Origin of the sequence: Glaciimonas sp. PAMC28666 (assembly GCF_016917355.1) — a bacterium.
Taxonomy (GTDB): domain Bacteria; phylum Pseudomonadota; class Gammaproteobacteria; order Burkholderiales; family Burkholderiaceae_D; genus Glaciimonas.
Genome location: NZ_CP070304.1, coordinates 1,883,547 through 1,908,469 on the forward strand (window position 1 = coordinate 1,883,547; position 24,923 = coordinate 1,908,469).

General features: G+C 50.4%; 6 protein-coding genes. All 6 read right to left on the bottom strand.

The annotated features are described in order from the left end of the window. Nucleotides 1–41: 41 nt before the first annotated feature. Nucleotides 42–2,138, bottom strand: a complete 2,097-nt coding sequence (locus tag JQN73_RS08045; RefSeq protein WP_205322557.1) for an NEL-type E3 ubiquitin ligase domain-containing protein — start codon at nt 2,136–2,138, stop codon at nt 42–44. A gap of 226 nt (nt 2,139–2,364) precedes the next feature. Continuing rightward, nucleotides 2,365–5,121 (bottom strand): glycoside hydrolase family 18 protein, encoded by a 2,757-nt coding sequence (locus tag JQN73_RS08050; RefSeq protein WP_205322558.1) that lies wholly within the window; start codon nt 5,119–5,121, stop codon nt 2,365–2,367. Nucleotides 5,122–6,081: 960 nt separating this feature from the next. Then, a complete protein-coding gene (locus JQN73_RS08055; protein WP_205322559.1) occupies nt 6,082–10,692 on the bottom strand; it encodes a hypothetical protein in 4,611 nt (1,536 codons plus the stop codon). 631 nt (nt 10,693–11,323) lie between these two features. Next, complete coding sequence (locus JQN73_RS08060; RefSeq protein WP_205322560.1) at nt 11,324–14,563, bottom strand: DUF11 domain-containing protein; 3,240 nt, start codon at nt 14,561–14,563, stop codon at nt 11,324–11,326. A 154-nt stretch (nt 14,564–14,717) separates the two neighbouring features. Continuing rightward, complete coding sequence (locus tag JQN73_RS08065; RefSeq protein WP_205322561.1) at nt 14,718–21,536, bottom strand: DUF11 domain-containing protein; 6,819 nt, start codon at nt 21,534–21,536, stop codon at nt 14,718–14,720. A 214-nt stretch (nt 21,537–21,750) separates the two neighbouring features. After that, a complete protein-coding gene (locus tag JQN73_RS08070; protein WP_205322562.1) occupies nt 21,751–24,309 on the bottom strand; it encodes a hypothetical protein in 2,559 nt (852 codons plus the stop codon). Nucleotides 24,310–24,923: the final 614 nt, after the last annotated feature.

The following is a 24,923-nucleotide window of genomic DNA, read 5'->3' on the forward strand; positions in this document are numbered from 1 at the left end:
GCTCTCCGATCCTGTCCAGGGATCGGAAATAAAACACTAAGTTAGTCAGCCCAGAATGGCATTAACGAAGCCTGCAGCCCTCTTTGAGCGAAGAAGTTTTCAATGTTGCGCAACTTAATGCTATGCATTAACTGATCCATGATTTCTTTACCCTTGATTCTGATGGCATCTGCGTCACCCGCAAGATTGACCGCCGCTAGCGATGCCTTAAGCTGATCCTCAAACGTTGTCTCCAATGCGTCATCCAATTCTTTTCGCATCCGAGCATAAAGGACTTCATCCACCCTTTTGATAACGCCTTCCAGCGGCGCCCATGAAGTAAGCCACGTCAAAAATTCGTTGTTTTCGCGATTTTTTACCTGTAGATCGGCAACCTCCAGATCATCTTCATTGACATGAGAAACGCCAAAATAGCGCATTTCTTCTATCGGAGCGATGATTTGCAATCTGGTTCGGAGTTTGACCTGAAAAGCTAAGTAAACTTCGATCACATCCACAAAGTTTAGCGTCGTCACGTGACGCCGGGCAATTTGCTCGAGACATTCCTGTCGAAACAAATTTCTAGCGACGCTAATGAGCTCCGGCAATCGCGCGTCATAACACCGGTTTTCCACCTCGTTCGCTGCGCGCGCATTTTGCATCATCGTGAAAGTCAGTGAAACACGGTCTTCGCAGGTCGTTGTCGCATCATGGGCGAGCCAAAAGGTCTGATCCCGTAAAGGCGGCGTCGCGACCAGATCAGCCAGCCAATCCGCGATACAACGCTTAAATCCGGGGAAATTGGTATCGCCGGTTTCGCTTAATCGATCAAGAAACTTCAGAAAGGCCGGTGCACCATCCTCGCCCGCGATGGCTTGCCAGGATGCCACGGCAATTGCTAGTTGATCTTCTGGATACCACGATTTAAAAATAGCTTCAATCGGCTTCACCGATGTCACGGACTCTGCTGCGGTCATTGAGAAATGAAACTGAGCGCCGCGGTGACCACGGTCATCGGCTAGCCGCGAGATGGTTTGCCGTGAGTCTTCGGAGAGGGGATTATTGTCCAAAATGATCAGCATATTTCGAGAAATCGCTGTAACCGAAGGAAGCCGGGTCAGTAAGTTGTTGCTCGCATCGAGCACGTTAAGAGAGCCTGGTAACGGCGGAAGATCCGTTAGCTGATTACTTTCAACATGAAGTTGTCTCAGTTGACCAGGTAACTCCGGAAGGAAAGTAAGCAGATTATTGGAAGCCTCAAGCCGAATCACAGATGGGGGGACTTGCTCGCATAATTGGGTCAACCGATTGTGATTGACAATAAACCATTTCGGGCTTCTTGGCATATTGACAAGAGTGCGGCTGATCAAGTTATGCTGTAACTCTAATCTCTCCAGGCAATCGGGAAAATCGCGTGGAAAATCGACTAACTGATTGTAATTCGCTTGAAGTTCCCTCAGACGCGCGGGTAACGGTGGCAAAAACGCCAATCGGTTCTGGCTAACTTCAAGATACCTTAATGCCGAGGGTAAAGGTCCTAGTTGCGTCAGTTGATTATTGCTTAAACCAAGATGTATCAAACCGTCGGGTAATTTCTCTATTTGTCCCGCCAATCGGTTGTCATCAAGCATCAGCTCTGTGAGAGTGCCGGGCCAGGATCTGGGCCCCTGCGTCAAGCGATTATTGCATGCAAGAAGAGAAGTTAGACGGACCGGAAGATCATCCGGCAGTTGCCTTAATTGATTGTGCGAAACGTTAAGTTCCTCCAATAAAACGGGCAGAGATGCAGGCAAACTGCTAAGCTCATTTTCGCTCACATCAATCAAAGTAAGAACCTCGGGCAACGACTCTGGCAGAAACTTGAGTCGATTGTGCCCGGCACACAGACTTGTTACGTGGGGGGGCAAATGATCCGGCAACGTGTTTAGGTTAAGGTACTCCAGATTCAATATATTCTCCCCCCTTTCATAGCAGTCTTTCATTTTAGCGACCGCCGTATCACGTTGTTCGCCTGCGCCGGGGACGGCATCATTCCCCCAACTGTCCCACTCATCGAAAAGTGCTGTCTTATCGTTTTGCAGACGGTCTGAGGCTGTTGTCTGGTAGACAGGAGTAATCAGGGCGAACCGTGTTTGCGGAGCGTTAATTCGAGTAGGCATGAGGATCGTTGTGAAGAAATTTGATTTATTTAGTAAAGCGGACGGTCATTCTGGTACTTGTAACACGGGGTAGAAAAACCGAATTATTGTTTAAGCGCGCTATAACTGAGTGAGCCTTAACAGACAAATATTCGTAACATTTTTCAACGAAAATTCCCCTGCTGGCTAAGCCAAGAGGGGAATAAAGAGACGCCATCAGTCGTATTTAATACAACCTAATCACAATTTAGCGTGGTACCGCAGTGACGACCCTAGTTGCTTTGGATGAAAGTCCGAAAGCATTCGTGACGGTCACTTCAAAGACAAGTTCGGTTTTCTTAGTAAATGGACGGAACATCAAAATCATGTAACCGTCGGTATCATCTTCATTGACACCGATAGATGGGCCTGAAATTTGCTTCCATTTATATGTCATCTTACCTGCATGCATCGTGTCTCTTGAATATGTGCCGTCTAAAATCAAATGGTCGGTACCAAGGATTTCATTGTATATATATCGAGATCTTGCCTCGGCAATTGGCTTTTTGGGAGCCAGTTTGGTGGCAATAATTTCTATTTCATCACTTGATGTAAGCCCAGCTTTATTTTTTACCGTCAGCTTAAATTTAAGTTTCGTATCGGATGTAACATTTTGCAGAATAAATTCCAGATAGCGACTAGTACGGACATTTCCATAGTCAAGTCTCTGCTTTGGACCTGAAAGTTGCTCCCACAAATACGTGAGAGGCGTACCATCCGCGCTGCTAGACTTGGTAGCGTTCATACGCACCAAATTTCCGGCAAAATACCCTTGGCGATAGGCCACAATAATCGCATTAATCGGCTTTATCGGTCCCGGTTGCGCGATCACTTTAGTTCGAAATTCCTTTTTAAACGACGATTTCTTACTCTCTATTTCAACTGCAAACTCAAACGTCGTTTTCTTTGTCACAGCAGGAATTAAAACATTAGCGTTTTGCGAGAGCGCAGAATCAATCGTAACTTTGGGCGTACCGGCGGTTTGAGTCCATGTAAATTTATAATCGTTTGCTGGCACATTCGACACGTTCGCTGTCAATTTTACGCTGGTCAATGCGTTTATCTCAGTGTGAGACGCGCCAACTTCAAAAACGGGCTCTTTGCCGATTCCAGCACAGTCTTCCGAAGTCAAGTTGGTACCGCAAGTCTCATACATCACTTCACGTTCATGCACTGATGTAAACTTGTTTTCCAGCTTGTTACCCAAACCTTCGTTCATCGCATTAACGTTGTACCCCAAGTGATCTTGCTCAACTGACCAGCCAAAAACGCCACCTAAACCATTTTCCTTTGCATACTGTGCTTTTTTGAAAGCGGTGCGTGGTGTATCGATACTAAAATATACCTGGCTGGTCGGATTATAGTAATAATCTGCGTTGAATTTTTTATCGGTAAACAATGAAAAATTGTTTTTACCTTTAAGATCAGCGCCCGCAATATTGCTGAACAGATCATAGCCTTCCAGAACGGTAGCCTCATACGTGCCAAATACCTGATCGCCGCTCACGTGAATCGCTGACTCCGGCTCGCCTGGGCGTTGAATTTGTCCTTTTTTACCACGTGAATAGTTCGCCACGCCTAAAATTATCTTTTTCTTAGGAACGCCATATTGCTCAAGAAGTTTAATCGCTTTTTCAGCACTAAAGTCCGCAGCCGGGCCGGATAAATTAGTTTGATGACCAAGTTTATTTGACCATGCACCCCAAAAGTCGTAATTCATCAAATAAATTTTATCCAACGAAGCGCCTAATCGCGCGTAGTTATCACGACCAACGGCATTGATATATTGGTCCGTCGCGCCTACAGCGCTGGAGATGGTTTTGGTGTTCTTACCGAATTTTGCATTGAGCGCATTTTTTAGTTCGTCGACCAGCGTCACAAAATTCCGACCATCCACTTCCGACTTTGGAAATTCCCAGTCAAGATCAACTTCATCAAGCTGCCATTTATCGACAAAGGCGACGACTGAATTAATAAATATCTTCCGTTTCTCAGGGCTCGCGGCGAGTACCGGGAACGGTGTCGAAAGGGTCCAGCCACCGACGCTGACTGCTAGTTTCAGATTTTTATTGTTTTGTTTCAGATGCAGCAATTGCCCCATCAATCCTCGGGTATTGCCAGTGTTCAACGCATCATAATTCTTTTTTTGAATACCGCCGTAGGCCGCATCGTTCCAGGCATATCCCTTTTGACGCTCGCTGATCGCGGTTTGAAAACCACCCCAGACATCAAGCGGCGTGATTTCATAGTTTTGACGTCCAAGCTCGTTACATGCCTTACTCACAGTTGCGTGTTTCTCACCCGTGTCGCCACAAATACCGACAAACGCATACACCAAATTGGTGTAACTGCTGGCTTCCACTTTTTCAAGATCGAATTTACGATTGTATTGGGCCCATTCCGATACGTAGCCACCGACAACGAAATTTTCGTCCCGCATAGAAACCGGCTCAGTACCCATAACACCATCGTTATTGAGAACAACCGTTTTTTCCGTTAGCCCTGTAACCGAGGTTGCGTAATCAAATGTAGGGAGCGCGGTGCTGCCGTTAAAATAGATCGTCTCAGTTTTAGTATCGCACTCTCCGCCTTTGCACAACTTTGCGGTGATTGTGTTGTTACCTACAAACAAGCTTGATTCTGGCACTGTCCAATTGACATGATAAGTAGCGGATCCATTAGAAGAATCGCCGATCATTTCTATGTTCATGTTGCCTGCGGCTTTGCTTTGGCAACCTAAGGTAGCGCTATCAACAGCAGCCCAACCTGAGTACCAACAGATCGAATTGGCGAGCGGAGCCCAGTTGGTCGAGGTACGAATTTTTGCGTTATCTACATAAGGATTAACAGCTTCTAATCGATCAATTTTTGGTGGCGCGGCCATACTCTGACCACACAGCATCAGTAACAATGGAGCAGCTACCAGCCCGATGGCGGGCGACATTCTAAAGTGTTTGGTTTTCATGTTTTTTATGAGATTGAAAATTGTATTAACTACAAAAGGAATTTAATGAAACTTACTAAAAATTTAACTTTGTTGATTGGTTTGTTTAGACGACATCTTCCGAAGATCCATCAAAAAAATTAACTAGAATCTGCCAGCATCAAGAATCACAATTATTATTTGACATAATAAAAGAACTATAAATAATATGTGTTCTTTCACGAAGTATGAGAAATTTTTATTAAGAACGTGTATCTTAAATCGGTATCAAGCGCTATTCATACGTTTACTCAATCGAATGGAAAATATAGAATTATCTAATCGAGAACGGACGTTTTCTTTCCTATAACGAGTGAATATCTCACGCGTCTTATAAGAAATATCTTGATTTAGAGATTTTTAATATTGCAGCACCTAAAATTTTTATCGCAAAAATAATGTCTCGTGATTAAAATATATGATTTGATCTTATACGACGAAGGTTAATAAGCGTCACCCGGAAACAATGAAAGGATTCGCAGTAACAAATGGCAAGCCTTTCGTTGCATCGATCGTTTTATCGAATGCATGAGTACTATATTTACTTACCGCCTTGCTTTTTGAATCTAAGGTAGCGTCATTAATAGAAGCCCAAGCTGAGTACCATCTGGTCTTTGAAAACCCAATTAATGCCTCTTATAGCAATTAAATAGGTATGATTTTCACGCTATCCTGACGCTTAGCGCACGGTTTAATGCCAAATATTTGTTATTTCAATTTCGGTATTGCACAACTAAATATCAGCCGGATACCCGCTATCTTTTAAATGGGACATAGGCGTTGGTATGTTCACTGCGGCCGTTTAAAGACAAACGCGCGCTCACATCATTGGTCGGACATGCGTAAAGAGGCCCACGCACTTGCGCTAAGTTCAAATACCAAATTATTAAGAGCGACCGCTGTTTTTTTAACATAGCGCAGTGGTAAATCGAAGGCTTTGCGTTACCTGCTCTCTTGATTATCGGGCGGTGTAATGGTTGTGCTATATCCAACCGCCCCTGATCCACCAGCCGGTAATCGCCCCGAAAACTTCCAGACTGCCGTTGTTTCACTCTCACTGATAGAGCAAATCAGGTCTGGCGGTAAGTCCTCGCCGCAGGTTAAATTTACCAACCTCATGCGCGGGTCGATAGGATCGTGAATCTCTTCCATCACGATAAATGACGCCGATGTATTGCTGAACCGAATGGTATATTCCAGCGTATCGCCTTCTTTTGCGCTGTCTTTGTTGACGCTCTTCACTAGTTTCAGCGCGCCTTGATACGGCACTAGAATAACGACATCACTAAAGCTGGAATCCGGAAGGCCATCGGCGTGCAAGGTAATGCGACTCTCCGTCGAAGTAACTGCATCTGCTCTCACTCTCAAGGGTATGCTGATATTAAATCCATCAGCCGCGCCCAAGGACGCACCTGCAATCAACAATTGCGCATGTTCTTCGGTACCATTCCACTCAGAGTTCAGCATTGCGCTATTTTTCGCGATCATCGTCAGGACAGGCACACCGTGCATTTCCAACTCAGGCGGGAGCGTATAAGTGAGGTTCAGGTTTTCCGCTTTTCCCTTTTTCCCAATCACGTTGACGCTGTACGAAAAAGTATCGCCTGCAAACATTTCGCTACCAGAAGCATTCGCCGGGCGGCCCCCTTCGCTAACGCCGGGCAGACTTCTGCTATCGGCAGTGTTCGGGGCGGGCGTCCATTTGACGCGATTGACATCCAACTTAACCACAGGTCGTGTTACATAAGGAACCAGTAGCTGCGTCAGCACATTGCCAACGCGATCAGTTGCCGTCATCTCAACCTGTACCGTCCAGCTTTTATTGAGCTGCTCAGCTGTCAGGCCAAACAAAAATTCGCCCGCTGCTGAGACATCCAGCGTGGTTCCCTCCGACCACGGCGTCGCATCGTCAGTTCGCCAGCGAATCACCATTGCCGCATTACCGTCACCATTGAAACCTAATCCGGACTGCGCATCAATGGCAGTGCCGCTGAGGGTGTAATGACCATCGTCAGACATCGATTGTGTCAATTCAGAGAGCGTCGGCGCAAGGCGATCAACCAAAAAGCGCCGCGGCGTCGAGATGACTGATTCGGCTCCGAGTCGTTTTACCGAAAACCAGACCTCATACGCGCTGTCATGTGACCATTTTTCGCTTTCCGCAAACTTGAAACTGAAGCTGCCGTCCTCTTCCTGAGCGTCAATTTTCAGGTATCCGGTCGCGCCGGACTCATGATCCTTCTCATTTTTCCAGAACACCTTGATCTCTTCGACGCCGGCTATGGCGTTGCCGCGAATCACCAGAGGCTGCTCCTGAGACGGCCGCTGCCAGCTATCCGTAGCTGGACTGATCCAGGTGGGCTGTCCCGGTATCTTTACGGGTACGTGTATCTTGCGAACCGACGACCAATTTGAAGCAAGCGGACCCGGTCTGAGAACCTTGAATTGCACGTCATAGGTCTTTCCTTCTTTCCAACTTTCACTCCCTGTGACAGGGACATTGTTGAATTCATTATTGCTGTCCAGAATCACGTCAATCGGCGGTGAGTAAGCGCCACGGTTTTTTGCGTCAATTTCTTGCCACCATACAGCCACCTGATTTACGCCCGGATCAGTGCTGCCGCTTATCAATAACGGGTGACCAGTCAACGGGGTGTACGCGCTGCCATCCGCCGGACTGATCCACTCGACCTTGGTCGGGTAGGTGTACGGCACGTGAAACGTGCGGGTCTGCGACCAGTCCGCCGATTGATCGTTATCTCTCCAGGAAGCGAATTTGACTTCATACGTCTTACCCTCTTCCCATTGATCGCTCTTGAGAACCGGCATATCACGGAACACGTTCTCGCTGTCTAACGTGACGGCAACAGCAAAATTCTGCCGGCCCTCGTCGGCGCTGCCTTGTAACTTAATATGTGTTGAAATCCAGTTAACCCCGGGATCAACTTTGCCGCTAATCTTAAGCGAATTGCCAGGGGATGGCGCATATGCGCTGCCGTTGTCGGGACTAATCCAGTCAAGGCGTTTCAGCGCGGAATATGGAACAAGTATGGTGCGGGAGGTTGACCATACGGCCGAACCAACGCCATCTCGCCCGGAAAAAAATCGCACCTCGTAGCGCTTGCCCTCTTCCCAGTTCACGCTATCAGGAATCGGTACCGCGCTGAATTTATTCGCGCTATCAATCTTGACAGGGACAGAGTGCCACGCGCTGCCATAGTTGCCGCCCTGAATTCTGAACTGTGTCGAAATCGTATCCACGCCGGGATCAACCGTGCCACTAATTGTCAACGGTTGGCCGGCGGCCGGAATGTATTGACTGCCTTCGTCGGGGCTTATCCAGTCGAGACGGGATAAAGCAGGATAAGGAACCTGAATGGTGCGGGAGGCTGACCATGCGGCCGAACCAACGCCATCTCGCCCGGAAAAAAATCGCACCTCGTAATGCTTTCCAGCTTCCCAATTTACGCTGTCGGGAATCGGTACCGCGCTGAATTTATTCGCGCTATCAATCTTGACAGGGACAGAGTGCCACGCGCTGCCATAGTTGCCGCCCTGAATTCTGAACTGTGTCGAAATCGTATCCACGCCGGGATCAACCGTGCCACTAATTGTCAACGGTTGACCGGCGGCCGGAATGTATTGACTGCCTTCGTCGGGGCTTATCCAGTCGAGACGCGTTGGTGCTTCCGTATAAGGAGCATAAATGGTGCGCGAGGTTGACCAATCTACCGCTGACACGCCGCCTCGTGAAACCTTAAACTTGACTTCGTAACGTTGACCCGCTTGCCAATTCACACTTTCGGAGACGGCAAAGTTGTAGATAACACCGGCGTGCTCAGCTGGGGCGACTTTAATCCGTGTGCGTGTGGCTGCACTATCGCTTTGACTCTGCAATTTAGACTCTATGAGGATCTCATTCACGCCCGGATCAGTCTCCATCTTAACCCGCAACGGATATCTTGCTAGAGGCACATAGTGGCTATTATCATCCGGGCTGATCCAGCGCTGCGTGACTGGGGCAAGCATTACCTTAAAGGAGCGTAATGATGACCAGTCCTGGCCAATACCATTACGAATTCCACGAAATTGCACGTGTCGATTGCCCAGAAGCCAATCTGTACTACCGTCGACAGCAACATTAAAAGCGTTGTAACTATCTAATTTGACCGGATGTGTTTTCACGGTCCACTGACCAACATAATTTGCTCTCGAACGTATTTCGATACTCTGGGTACCGGCCTCAGTTTTCCCGCCGAGAATGAATGGACCGTTCGTTACCGGCCAATACTCGGAGCCCGCTGCAGGACTAACCCAGTCCGCGAGGAACCTCGTGCGGAAACGTCGCTCCGGCGACGCATCCGACGTTTGTCCCCGCCTTTTGACCGTCATAGTCACCAAATAGTCGGTACCAATTATCCAATCTTTACTAGCCGGAACAACAACATCCCTGAATATGCCGTCTGCCCCAACCCGAACATTCTGGAACAAGGTTCGACCGCAAGCCTTATGATCCGCAGAGCACCAGCCGACGTCAACCTGATCAACCGCAGGGTCTGTTCTTCCGCTCACCTTGAACAAATTATCAGCTGACGGTCCGTACCAACTATTTATACCTGGACTGATCCATTGGACTGGTATGCCACCGGAATAAAAGATGCGGGAGGGGGACCAATCCGACGCAATGCCATCTCTCCACACCTTAAATTTAACTTCAACAGTGTCACCGGGACGCCATTTTTTTCCTTCGCTAATATCAAATGTAAAAGCCGCGCCAGCTTGAATCGCAGCGATATTTCTACTTTCTTCCACTTCGGCTTCGCTATTTTTTTTGGTCGATACCGTAATTTTATTGACACCCGCGTTCAAGCCAGTGGCTGCTGCTTCTCCCGCAACAGCGCTTGAGCTACCGCCTATTTGAAACAGCGTTCCCGACCAGTCCTGAAGAATATTATCGGCCGGAAAACGCCACACTCCGGGTTTCGGCTGCGCGGTCATACGGAACTGCTTCACATCGGACCAGCTTTTTGCTATGAGATTGCCTTCCAAAGGTTTGAACATGATCTCCACGATCACGCCCGGGGTCCACTTTCTGCTTTCTTCAATGTAAGCCTCAAATCTGGTCTCCGTAGTTGGCCCTCCCAGATCAATCAGTTCCTCGTGCCAACCACCAAAAGAGCCACCCGGAAGCGCGGAGCGCATGCTGACCTTGATGGCGGTGGTATCCACCCTGCTCATTCCGGGAAGTCGAAAACGCGCGCCCGGCGGATTATCTACCCGGTGTAAATTGACGGGAGCCTCGTCCGGCAAGTTCCACGTACCTTTATCAGGCCACGGATTGCCCCAATCATCGGCACGGGTCTGAGCGCTATAGGTTCCAATCTGCGCGTCTCCTGAGGCCGCTGTTGCAGGCTGCGCTGTTAAAGGCTGCGCTGTTAAAGGCTGATTACTTAACGCATCGGCCTGTCCCATGCCGAACAAGAACAACATCGTCATGCCGCATAGCATGGAACGGATACGGCAAAGTTTGCAGAGGCTTTTGATTATCAACATGATCGTTTTCATTTACAGACCTCTTTCGTCAAATTTTCAGCCTTGACGAAAATGTCCGTCCCGGGAAGCGTTCCGCAAGCGACCACATCCGAGCGACGCGGAGCGGAATCGCTAACGCGACACGCGCGCCGGCAAAAATGCGCGAAGGCCTTGATCCGGACGACTAACGTTTCCCTGGCAATGTATAAATTTTTCATATCATCAAAAATACAACGGTAAACCTGATTAAGTGAGTGTCTGGGCGACGACCCGGTTTCAAAAATCGCATGTCCCAGTACCAACGGACATTTTGTTTGTGCTACTTTGCTTAGGCGACCAGGTCGCACATGCACGGGATTGAATGCAAGAAGGGCTTTACGCTATCGTTCTCAATACAATCTACTTTGAACCGATGCGTCACGGCAGTTTTGATCCTTGCGCCCAGGTGCTAAACGTACCTGTACACACGCCCGATTGCCTTGTGCTCACGATCTGATTAGCATTTCTTGACGAGAGATAGTGCATGCCAAGACGCTCCGTGAGGACCGATACGGATTGAATAAAGTCCGCGAGATCGAAAGTCACTTATTCATACTGCCTGACTTACATTTTGCACAATCTTTGCTTAAACTTTACTGCGCTTTTCCCAGTCTTAAGGGACATCAATCGTAGCACTATATTTCAAGGAACCGGCCCCGCCAGCGGGTAACCTTCCCGAGAAATTCCAGACCGCCGCCGTTTCATCACGTCTAGCGGAACAAGTTAAATCAGGCGGGATATCGGCACCACAATGAACATCCTGCAATGTCATGCGCGCATCAACAGGATCTTGTATTTCTTCCATAGCAATAAAGGTGTTCGACGTATTTCTGAAGCTGATGGTGTACACCAGCGTATCGCCTGCGTGTGCGGAGTCCTTGTCTACGCTCTTCACCAGCTTTAGGGCACCTTGATAAGGAACCAAAGTCACCGCATCGCTATATCCAAGGTCGGTAATTCCGTCCGCATGCACAGCAATGTGACTTTTTGGTGAGGACACAGCATCCCATTTGATACGCACAGGGACACTAATTCTCACCGTTGCTTTTGCATTCATATAAGCGCCGCTTGCCATCAAGAGCGAGTGAGTTGCGGTACCGTTCCAGTCGGTATTCAATACTGTGCTCGTGTTCGCAGCTTGAATCAGCCTCGGCTTACCGAACATTTCCAGCTCATTGGGGAGCAGATAAGTCAGGTTAATATTTTCAGCTTTCCCTTTATTGGCAAGCACCGTAATACTGTAGGAAAAGGTGTCGCCCGCAAACATTTCACTGCCTCCAGACATACCGGAACGATCCCCTGCGGAACCGGACATCGTATTTTTTTCATCCGTATCGCTATTGGCTGGTTTCCAGTCCGTTCGACTGGCATCCAGCTTGATCAAGGGCTGCTCTACATACCGCAGCGGCGATCTGATCTGGTTCCCAGCACGGTCACTGGCAATGATTTCAACTTCTACCATCCAACTATTTTTCAGCTGCTCTGCCGAAAGACCAAAGAGAAAAATGTTCGATGGCGACACATCCACTTTGGAGGGCAACGACCATGGTGCCGAGGCATCGGTTCGCCAGCGAACATCCATCGCATTTTTTCCATCGCCTGCCGGACCAAGCCCAGAATTGTTATCGGTGACAGTTGCGCTTAACGAATAGTTGCCACTATCCGACATTGATTGCTGCAGGTTGGCGATGAGCGGTGACCGCTTATCGATATGAAAAATTCGATCCTCCGATACAGCGGAAGCCACCCCATGTCTTTGAACTATAAACGACACGGTGTAGGTGCTGCCATCTTCCCAGTCCTTACTGACCTCAAGCGGAAAACTAAAATTCCCATCTCCATCTAAAACCCCGATGTCCTCGAAGGCCGTATTCCCCACGTTACTTTTACTCTGCCAAAGCACCTGGATCTTATCGACGCCAGGCTGGGTCTGACCCCGGATCGTTAGCGGATTGTCTTTCGAAAAATTCTGCCAGCTCTGCTTATCGGGATTCGTCCATGTCGGCTGCAGAGGTGTTTGGTAAGGCACATGAATCCGCCGTACAGCCGACCAGTTTGAATGCAATGCACCTTTCCCGACGACTTTAAATTGGACCTCATAAGTCGTTCCTTCAGCCCATCCATCGCTTCCGCTTACGGGAATCTCTTTGAAACTGTTGTCCTGATCCAGCTTGGTAATGACCGTATCAGAATAGGAACCATTACCCCCCCCGAGCACGCGCCACCATGGATGGATCTCAGTGACGCCCGGGTCGGTCCTGCCGCTGATGCGCAAAGGTTGACCGGCCGAAGGTGTGTACTGGCTGTTATCGTCTGGGCTGAGCCATATCAGCGTAGTCGGATATCGAACCACCTCGAACTCACGTGCATCTTGCCAGTTGGGGTCCGGGATGCCAGCGACCATGCCGCGAAATTTCACACTCCGCTTGCCCTTGATCCAATGCGTACTACCCCCAACCTCTAAGGTGAAACTATGGTCGGCATTCAACGCAACCGGCTGGATTCTCTTGTCCCACTCATCGGTGCCTATTTCACTCGACCATACTTCGATGCCATCAACGCCGGCTTCGGTTTTTCCACCGATCTTGAACGCGTTGGTATCGGACGGCAGATAATCGCTGCCCGCCGTCGGTGTGAGCCATTCCATGTGAAGTGTGGTGTGGAAAGTCCGCTTCTCAGACGCGACCGATGGTTTGCCATACCTTTGCGCCGTAAATGTTATTTCATACCGTTTCTTGTCCCAGGTTTTACTAGAAGGAACTTCAACTATGAATTCGCCGTTCGCTTGGATTGCTTCGCGTTTAATATATACAACACCTACATCATGGTGAAGATCGTCTCTCCAGTTTAGAGTAACTTGCTCCACGTCAGGCTCAGTCTTCCCGCTGACCGTCAGTGCGCGTTCTTTCGATGGCCCGTACCAGCTATTGTCCGCCGGACCGATCCAGGTCGGTGCTGGCGGGGGTATGCTCGCTACCGACCGTATTTGACGATGACTCGACAAATTTGAATCAATGCCGTTTTTTTGCGCCAGTACACTGACCAAATAGGTCTTTCCTTCGACCCATTCTTTACTACCCGGCACTTCGATTGTGAAGTGGTTTTTATTATCGGGCGTTATTGGTATCCAGGTATGTGAAACACTGTCGGGCTCATATTGCCGCTCTGACCAGACTTGTACCCATTCGACCCCGATGTTAGTTTGACCGGTCATCACTAATGGCTTGCCGTGCGATGGATAATAATCGCTGTTCTCAGAGGGGCTGACCCAGGTCGGCGGCGGTAGAACCTCGGCATCAACAGTGTCAAGGAGCGCATGAAACTCTTTTTTACTCTTGGTTACGTGATAGCCATAGACCTTAAATATATTGCTGCCAACCGCGAGCGGGGCCGATTTATATTCATAAGCGCCATTCAATACCGGAACCGTATCTAACAGCCGATCCTGAAAATCCATAATACGGACCTCCGTAACGCCTTGACTGACCTTTCCCGAAATATCGGCTCGGTAGGTCGCCTTTTCGACCGAGACCACTGCGGTGGCGGTTCCAGACAATTTCTCAATCTTCAATGAATTAGTGGCCTGTATCGTTGTACCGCCCCAAATCGCTGCGTATGCCGTGAAGTCCGCCGTTTGTCCTGGTTCACCCACCAAGTCATCAACGATGACCGCAACTTCTTTGCCACCCCAAGCGGGACCGGCCCAAATACCGCACGCAATATCCAGAGCGTCCGATCCATCGTCATATGCCTCAATGATGAACGGTTTATCTTTAAAGCCCGCCTTACAGAAAGTTATATTCCCTGAAAAGGCATCGCTGGCCATCATGCTGACGTGTATCTCTTCTCCCATGTACGCTTCTGTTTTCGATAGGCGTGCCTCAATTTGACTAGCTTGCGAAAAATTGCCGACACACAACGTTACGAACAATAAGATCGCCTTTAGCAGGTAAGGAGGTCGACAGAGTCTAGCTATCGACCTGATCATAGGAGTGATGAATTTCATTTTAAAAACTGCTTTCATCAAACTTGTAACGCAGTCTGAAATAAGTACCACGCGATGTGTTCGCCATGCTGCTGAAATCGCGGTCTTCAAAACCGAATACGTTGTAGCCAACCGAAATCCAGAGATCCTGACTGGCCTGATATCCGGCCTCTACGCCCATGGCACTGAGACGTTCGCCAAGACTGCTTGCGAACAAAGATCCGGACACTCCGGCGTCCCATTTGGCGTTGATATCACGCGTGATGCGTCCTGATAGCAAATGTCCTTGCATCGCACTGCGTTGCCCCTGGCCTGTTTCGGTGACGTGTTTAAAAGCATAACGACCAGATATCGTGAGCGCCTGATATGGTCGATGGCTCGCATGCGCAGAGAGCAGATGAACATGACGACTGGTTGCCTGAATGGCGGACAGACGACCATTCTCCAAGCGATGTTCGTAGTAGGCTAATGCATTGAGAGTATTGCGCTCGGTTTGGCGATAAGCGACGCCAAGTCGTTGACGCGCGCGCACGCCATTGATAGCGCTACCATCGCCGATGCCATTGCGACCTGCAACGCGGTAAATTGCGCTCTTACCGAGTAAGGTCCAGTCCGAATCGAGCTTGATCGCTAGGCCGAGCGTATTGAGGATCGCATCTTCTTGCGTGCTGCGGCGTAACTCCAGCCCAGCTCCGCCCTTCCAGCGCGTGCTAGCGAGATATTCAACCTGTCCGGTGACTGCCGTCGCATCATCGCTGCTGCTGCCACTGAGTGCCTTGGTTCGCTCAAAGGTGGTATTCAGACGCATGCCCGGGGCGACGTCCCAGCCATTGCGCAGGCCGAAGGCATTCTGCGCATCGCGCCCATCAATAGCGCTCCCAAGACGATATTCGTTAAACAAGCTGGCCTGTGGCAGGTATTCAGTTTCCACCCCGACCACTGTCCGGTAGTTGCTGGTCTTTTGCCCATCGCCTAATTCGTAGATATTTCCCAAACTCGAGAGGGCTTCATGGCGTCCGTAAACTTTTGTTCCTGGCTGTATCTGATACTCGCCGCCGAACGCAAGCAAGCGCTTGTCAGCATCACGCAGGTCACGCTCATATTCAGAATAAATGCTTGCATTCGACAAACCGGGTACGCGCATTCCCAGTCTCGTACGAAGCGTATTAAGATTGAGGTCATCAGTCCCGCTGCCACCATTCGCGGTCGAACCTTCCGCAGTACCACGGACTATCCGGCCACCGACCTCAACCTGAACGCCGGCATCAAAGGCGTGTTCAATGCCGATCAACACGCCTTCCAGTTTGGTATCAGGAGAAATATTGCCGCTGAGTCCGCTACCGAGGTCACCGCTATTGCTTCTGCTTTTTGCCAGCGTTCTGGCGTGCACCAGTTCGCCTTTAAGTGTATTCCGTTGGTCTAGTTTATATTCGGCACCTGCGCGCGCTTCGATCTGTCCGCCAGATGTCGGAGAGTTTAGGTTATCGAAATCGCTATCAACCTGTACAGCCGTCACACCAGCTTTTAAATCTGCACTTTGATGTTTGAGCTCGACACGGCTACCACGTCCCAGACCCTTGACAGTATCGGTCTGCGCCAGTTCTCCGACCAGACTGGTGCCGCGACCTAAATCGGCTTCTAGCGTCAGTCCACGCAAGGTGCGCGGATCGGAGGGATTGCGGTCCTCGACTGCAACTGCGCCGAGTTTGATGGTATCGGTGACGTTGACTTGTACGTCGCCACCGAACAGCCAGAAATTTGCTCCGTTGCCATCCGACTCGTAAGTGATGCGGATAGTATTCGGATTAAAATTGGCATCAGTAGACAGCTCGGGACTTTTGAACAGCAACGTCCCGCTCATGGTCTCGATTTCGTAGTCGGCAAAACGCGCCAATACACGGGTGGCAATAATCCGTGTCGGCATATTGCGGTCACGCGTGATGATTTCGACGCGTTCACTGTTTTCCAGATAGTCGGCACCGAATACTGAAAACGGGCCTGACGTACCATTGGGTCTGATCTCAACCACGCGCTGGGTAAGGTTGTCACGGCTGGCGAAAAGCGTCCCACTGACGCGACCGCCTGCCGTTTCAAAGTGCTGTTTGATGCCGGTAACACCGCGGTTGTATTGCGTCAGCTGACGCACGCCGGTTGCATCCTGGGTAGAAAAATCGCCGTATAGCAAATAGCTATGGCCTTTATCAACGCGCAGATACAGACGACTGGTGGATTGCGCATCGAAGCCACGCACAGAGGAATCCCCGTACACTGGGTAGTAGCGTTCGGGCTGAATGTCGCGGAACAGGCGCTGCTTGACATCTTTCTCGCTGTCATAAGCAGCGGTGAGCAAATATTCACCCTTTACTTTGCCCTTGAGGAAAAAGGCAGCGCGTCCTCCAGCGGTCATTTTGCCGTTATCCCAGGTGGCGCTGAGGCGACTCAGTTCGCTCTCAAAGCTGTCGCGTTCACCGACAGGCCGGATCAGACCGTTACGCAGACTAACAACACCTTCGACAATACCGGTCGCCAGCATAGGGCGTAATGGCGCTGTCAATTGGATTTCCCGTTTGGTTTGAATCGCACCACTGACGGCCCTTATGACGATCGGACCGGGCTGATCAGGCGGGATAAGATCGAATTCGGCGACGCCATCTTTGACGATACCTTTGTAGATTCCTTCGCCAGACTGTCCGGTAGTATTTAGCCACTGACCCGCGCTCACGCTCAATGTCACACTAGTAGGGGAAGTCACTGGCACATCGTTGGCATCAGTGACATGAAGGCGCACGCGTAGCAGATTTTTGCTGTCAGCTTCTGCCGTGGCGGGCATCTCGATCATCAAACTCTCGAAATTCCCGGGTGCAATTACGGTAATGCTGTGCTGCTGATTTCCCTGTCGTACGCTCAGATTATTTTTCCCGGCCTTCAGCGATACACCAATGTACTCCCACGCCGCAATATTACGGGCTGCCAATTCGCTACGGTTACCGACGCGATCCTGTCCGATAAGTTGACCGTTGACCTCAAGTGATAACGCTTGGGTTGACGCTTTGTCAACTGTCTTGGCGGCCGACATTGTGGCATCCGAAGTTATCGGTCCTTTTACCCGTACCCGAATCTGTCGTGCTGGAACAATCTGCTTGTCCTGCAGGTCGACAAAGCCGAGCGACGGTGCCAGCGTGCGAATCGAAATATCGAGGGAGACAGGGAGATCAGCTGTTTTTGCTTTTTCTATTTGTGCCGTTTGCGGTGCTTGTCCTGTTCGTGTTGGGTGCTGTGCCAGTGGCTCTTGTTGCCCCGTAGCGGTACCTTCGGTAACGATAGACTGCACCGACGCATTATTCAGCCCTGTGGTCAACTCAGTTGTCGATTTAGCAGCTACCGCAAGCTGTGTGGAGTTGGCGGTCAACTTTTTCAGTTCTATCCCGGCGGCTGACCTGGTAACCACTGTACCGCTGCTAATCCGGCCACTGGCAGGAAGCGATTTTATATTATCAACCGACGTATTACCCTCTGTCGCTAATGGATTAACGTCGAAACGCCGCTTGATGACGGCCTCAATTTCCGACATCTCTCCCGCCGCTTTTTCCCGCCGTGCCAGGACATCGGCCAGTGTGCCGGGCCCACAATCGAGCGTAAAATCGCCGCGTCCAAGTTCGCCGTTGCGGAGATCGATAAATTGATTCCCACCGCGGCCTGCATGACGGTTGGTCGTCGCCAGCGGTATGGCCCCGACCGGCAGCGTGGTGTTGTCTATTTTTAGGACGTGGGTCAAGGGCTTAACGCCGTAAATACTGTATTTGCCATCCTGATCCGTCTCGGCAAAGGTGCCATCCTCCAGGTAGATACGAACACCGGGAACGCCAATTCCGTTGAGATTATCGGGGATCATATTTGTCGGCTTATTTGTCACCGTGGCGGCAGGCTTGCGGACAGCCTTCCCTTCAATAACTGCAACGTTCCGGTTTTCACAAACGAGTGATACTTTACCGAGAACATAGGCATCACTGGTGAACACGCCGCCGACGACATTGACAGACACGCTGGCCTGATTGGAACTCAGATTGCCCGAATGCGCCGTAGCGCGACTTTCTGCGCGCGCGCCTTCGCGTGCATTCACACCAACGCTGACGCGATATTGAATGCGCACCGGCAATTCGCTTTGCAATACGGTATCTGGCGCGACGAAACGAAGGAGATTACCGTGGACTTCTGGTTCAAGCGCGTTGCCAGTGCTGGCACCAGTGCCATTTTCCGATGCATCGGTACTCATCCGGGCAGAACGAGGAACGTAAGAGAATCCCTGCGGCAACTGGTCTGCAATACTGAATCCTTTACGCGGATTCTTTCCGCTGTATTTCAGTGTAAGGGTGTAATTCACATAGTCGATTAACTCGACTTCGCGGCGGTCGGCGTCCTTGCGTAAAAACAGCACGTCACCAGCACTGACATCGATCAGATCGATTGCCAGTAAATTGTTCACCAGACGCGACGCATTGACATCACGTTGAATTTTTTTGTAATAGACCACCTGGTCATTGGCAGCCGGAATTTCCGATGTTTGCGCCGCGAGCACAACATCCGGGCTATCGCCTGCACCCGACAAGCGTATTGGCGCCTCAGCCGGCGGTAGCGCCCGCGAAAATTCGGGTTCGTAGCCAGCGGCAGCCACCGACAACGTAAAGACGCCAGCGGGCGCCTTCGGGCTGAAAGCGTAATAGAAATAGCCATCTGAATTGGTAATTATTTCTCCGTTGGGCGGGTTGCCCACCAGATAACTGGACGGGTCAAATCCGCCACCCTCGGCCTCAATCCGTAGTTTTGCATCGGCAACCGGTTTGCGCGTCTGCGCATCGTAGACCCTCCCGCTATACGAAACCGCGAGATTCTGGTCGGCAAAATGCTGACCGTTTTCTATTGCCGCATACACCAGCTCGCCGGCTTCCTCATCACGTTCTGCATTAGCTTGCGCTGCTCCTGCTACCCCATCCAGCGGCGTGCCTACCCGCACGCCCTCGGGCGATACAAAACGCAACCGGTAAGGACCGCCTGCCGGGATACCGGTCAGTTGGTAAGCGCCCTGCGCGTCGGTGATAGCCTCTCTAAGCACTTGGTCCAACGCATCAGGAGCGCTTGCGCCACCTTCCATAACCGACAGACTCTTTACGGCAGCATTATCAGGATTGGTGCTGCTATCCGAACGGAGCTGAACGTGCCAACCCGCCAACACGGTATCACCGTTATCAAGGGTGCCAGTATGAGCGCGGTCCATCCAGACACTGCCCGCCAACGAAGCCCCACGCGTTGCCTTACTTGTAAACTTAAGAAGATTGTTCCCGGTGTCCGCGTCGGGTTCGCCCCCACCGCTCACGGTGACAGTACCGGGCAGCCATACCAGATTTTCGTTGGCTGGAAATGCAGATTCATCCACATTGACATCAAGCACAATGGTAGAACTGAACTGATTTCCGGAAAGTGATTGTTCAGTCGTGCAGGTCAGCAGACTGGCAGCACTGATAGCGCAATGCCATTGCTTGTCGGCGCTTACCGCAGTCGCGCGTATGCCTTTCGGCATATCCGCGATCAGCAGAATAGGCTTATCCGAGGGGCCGCCGCCAATATTATTTACCCGAAGCCGGTACTCGCTCGACTTACCTAAAGTCACATCTGGCGCCTCTATGGCCGGGACCAGATCAGGCGTTGCAGTACTGGCGCGACGCAACAGAACCGAATTGCTTCGTACTTTTTGATTCGCCCCCCATCCCTCACTTTGTAGTGCCAGCGCGTCTGGCGCGGCCTGATCTATCTTCAATGCAAAGCCCCCCTGCAATAGCGCACCCTGCTCTAACGTATCGATCGCCAGTGCGACTTCGACGACGCGAGCGCCGGGGGCAGAAACGCCTGGCAGCCCGGCAGGCATGCCCTTACCGTCCGTAAGGGTACGATACTGAAACGGGTGATCACCCTCATAGCGATAGAGCCGTTTTACAGATGGATCTTCGGCACGCAAAGACGCGTCCACGTAGGTAGCATCATCGGGAATGGTCTCACGCAGAAGCACCACAGCTTGCGCTTTGCCGTCGATCGTAATGTTTACACCTTGAATGCTGCTCACTCCTGTAGCAGCCACAGTGCCGAAATTCTTTGCATTGAAAGTAATATTCACTTTACCGTCTTCGGCATACCATAGCGGGGAAGCCAGCAACGTAGACTTCAACAACGCCTTATCAGCGATTCTCGCGTTGATTGGAAATCTGGCTTGCGCCTTCTGGAGCGCTGTCGTTGCAATCAGTTCAAGCGTCGCTGCACCCGCAGCGTCGGCCGGAACCTCGGCAACCATCAATAACGCTACTTTTTGGTCCGCTTGCATTGCCAGACCCAGGCCAGAAGGACCGGACGCATTAAAATCAGTAATCAGGGGCGCAGAGGGATCGAACTCACCAGTTTGTCGCACGTCCCGATAAAGTTTTGGCGCACGCAGCAAAAATGCTGGCGCAGCTCCGGTCATGGCGCTCACGGAAAATATAAATTGGGTTGAGACGTTACCTGCATTATGCAGCTGCACCGGGACGACCAGACGTGTCCCCGGCTGCGCTAAAACAGCACTATTACCTGCAAGGGCGACAAACTCCAGCGGGGCGATCTTTACAATAACCAAATTGGATTGCAGGTCGCGCTGGGCGTTATTAACGCCTTGTTTGTAGGTCGCCTTAGCTTGTACGCTAAGTATCGTATCGACGGCAGGGGCGCGACCATAGGAGGCACCACCTGCCAAAAGAAGAAACAGCAAGAAGCTGACTAAAAAAAGCCACTTCTCAGATTGAAAAAAACGTACGTTCATTTTAATGCGTCCGATACGATCCACTCAAACACGACGCAGCGCGTTAAACAGAAAAATAATGAAAGAATAGCGATCCCTTCGCGAGCACCAAACCATCTGCCCGTTAAAACCCACGCAATGCATGAAGGTCGATCGATATATTGTTCGCCAACACGCGGTTGGCGACGCTGCTCATGCCTGATAACGCTGGCATGAGCAGTGGTTGACAGCCTCCTTATGGAGTCAGGCCGTCGATTTTTACGCGATACTTCAGCACGGCTTTTTCCTGGTTTTTCAGACCGACGAGTTTGCCTTCGACTTGTCCGTTGGACACCACAGGCTTAGCCGAAGGGGTTTCAACGCCACTTGCCGAAACGTGCGTCATCGTGTTCTGCGCTTCTGCGCTAATCACCGCATGCCCTGGCGCTTTATCGGTAATAGCCGTATCGATATAATCCGCGCCGCTTTTATTGTCCAGCGTCAGGCGATACCAGACACATGCGCCGGGCAACGCACTGATGCTGCTTTGCGAGAAGAGGTTATCGGTTGGTACAGCGTTACAGGCGACGTCAAGAGCCTGGTCCTTCACTAAGGTTCCACTGACCATGCCTTTTACTGCATAGGTGTATTTCCCAAGTGGACTCAATGCGACGTTGTACTGAAAAACTCCTTGTACATTTAACGTACTCGGCGTTTCCGCATCCGGCACCGTCGTTGGCGCAGTGATTGTTAGTTGAATACGGGCCTTTTCGCCTGTATCCAAAATTACCGTCTGGACGCCAAGCGGTTTATCAGTGTCATCAACCAAGGTGGCTTTAGTAACCCACTCGGTATTTTTTTGGATGTCAGTAGCGATATCAGATGACTTGATGGTTAACTGTATGTCACTGGTATTCTTTATCGTATGATAAAAACTGACAGCGTTTAGCGGCTCAATAACCTGCGTACGATTTTTGTCGTAAGTCGATTCGAATTGTCCAACGTACAAATTAAGCGGTAGCGTGACGCCTGGTTTTTCAGTCATCAGCTTCGATACCGCCTCCAGCATGATCGCCACTTTTGTTTTATCGCCAATACCACCGTTGGTGCCAGATCCGCTGACTTGCGCACAGAAATCCTGATACTCGCCGTTACCGATCAACCCGGTATCGAATGTCGAAGAACTGACCGTATCGGGTCCACAAACACCGCCAGCCATCTCGTACAGAGCAACTTTAACGCCAGCAGCATTTTTCACGCTGATTTTGTAGGCTTCCTTTGAGGAGAATTCGGTAGTGTTCTGAATACGGAGTTTCACGCTAGTGGTAGAGGCGTCAGCAACAACCACGCGATTAATCACGGAAGCCCCGGTATCCGATAGAAAAGTCATCGCCCGTTCACCGATGGTCAGGTTGTAAGCCAGTGTTTTAGGTTCTGCTTTACTATCTTTAGGGGTCGCTGAAACGGTGATACCCGACGACACATTCGCCATCAACGCCAGCTGTTCTTTCGCAACCAGCGGCGGCAACTTGACCTGCAACGTGATCAGCTGCTTTTTCTTCGCAGCAAGGGTAACGGTTGGCTTGCCCGCATCGTCAGTCGTACCATCCCATGAAAATTCGGTACCAACCGGCAACGACGCTCCGCTGCTCACTTGGTCCATCACAAAAGTGTCATCGTTTTCGCCCGTATTTTCGATGATCATCGGTAGACTGGCAATCTGCCCAGGGACGATGTTCGTTTTTCCGTCGACGCCTTCTGGCCACGCCAGACCGACCTCGCGCTTCACCTCGCCGGTAATATTGACTTTTATCGGTTGGGTCTTTTCAGAATTAGCGCCAAATGAAGTGTCGTTGATATCATTAATTTTACCGGTCTGAATCTGGAAGCTTTTAACACCGACAGGAGTACCATTTTTTGCCAGAATATTCAGGTTTAGAAGCGCTTTATCCACCACCGAACCTGCAGGAAATCGAACGGCCAGAAACAGTTTATTTCCTGTTTTTGTTAACTTTGCGAAATAATTATCACCCCAGGCAAGCTCCTCGCCCGGCTTCAGTCGGGTCGGCACATTGCTGGCGTAATGTAAGATCAGACGATCAGCTTCGATGCCGAGGCCAGTTGTATCGTCAGGGCCGAGATCGATGCTCATCCCCATGATGGCCTCTTGATCGGACATTTTTACGTCGAAATTATAACCAACAGTATCTGCTTCTCCACCCCTAACAAGATCGATTGAGGTGTTGACCGGATTAATGCGGAAGTGCTCGACGGTCGCATCATATTGCTGCTTGAGACTGGCAGATGCGTTCTCTGGCCCTGCTACCAGAAGCGTAATACCGGACACCTTGCCCGCGACTCCTTGCACCATCTTCGCGTCGAATGGCAATTCTTCGCCGGACTTCAGTCCGCCGGCAGGTAGCGTCACATTGACAGATGGCGATGCGGCCGAGAGGGTAGTGTCTTGCCCGGCGATCGTCACGACATATGCAGAGGCATTCACAAAATCAGTCGCCGTTACCGTCACTTTTTCGATGGCAACGTTACCGGTATTTTTTATACTGTTATGGAAAAGTCCGCTACTCACAACGGTGTTACCGTCCAGCGCCAGGCTGAATACATTCTGAATGGTGGTCTTCACCATATTTGACACGGCGGTCCCCGACCCACCTGATGGCAGGGTATATCTGGCAGTTGCCTTGGTGCCAAGTTCAGTTCCGCCGGCCAGTTGGCGCGAGGTGGTCTCGGCCAATACGGGTGCGACGACACTACTCAACAAAACTGCCGTCATGGTCCAGGCGACTGCACATTGCATGCGGCTGAACTTCCTACCATCAAGAGCTCTATTAATTAAAAGCATTTCTACATTCCCATTTATTAAATTATTACAAAAAAAGTGCAGCTCAGCCTGTAATGAACATCATCACGTTCGCCCGCATTTACACCTGCTTATATACGCCGCCGTGCTTGCACAGCCGACCCTATGCACGGATACATCCATAGCCAGGAATTGCACACGCCTGATTTCTAACAATTCTTATCCTGCTAGCGTTCATTGCATCATTCCATCCAGCGACGTATCGGTGGCAATCTTCTCGATAGATTCATCGCACGATGGCACTGATTCAAATTCAAAAATTGATTCAAACTCTAAAATATGAGAGTACGTGCCACGTTGCGGTTTTCTCCGCGACCTGGGAGCACGACGGCGCTCGAAATATGCTTTCAATCAGGGTGTTCAAAGATGGCAAACCGCCCAAGACCTGGGCACCGAAAGAGCGGAGCTCTTCGGATTCAATCCAAGCGATTACGCAGAGCACCCGATGATCAAAAAATCGAAGTTCGCTTTTCGACGCGCACCTGATATCACCGCCAACCCTTTCGCAGCACTTATCCGGGATCGTCCTGCTAGTCGTTTGTATCGAGACC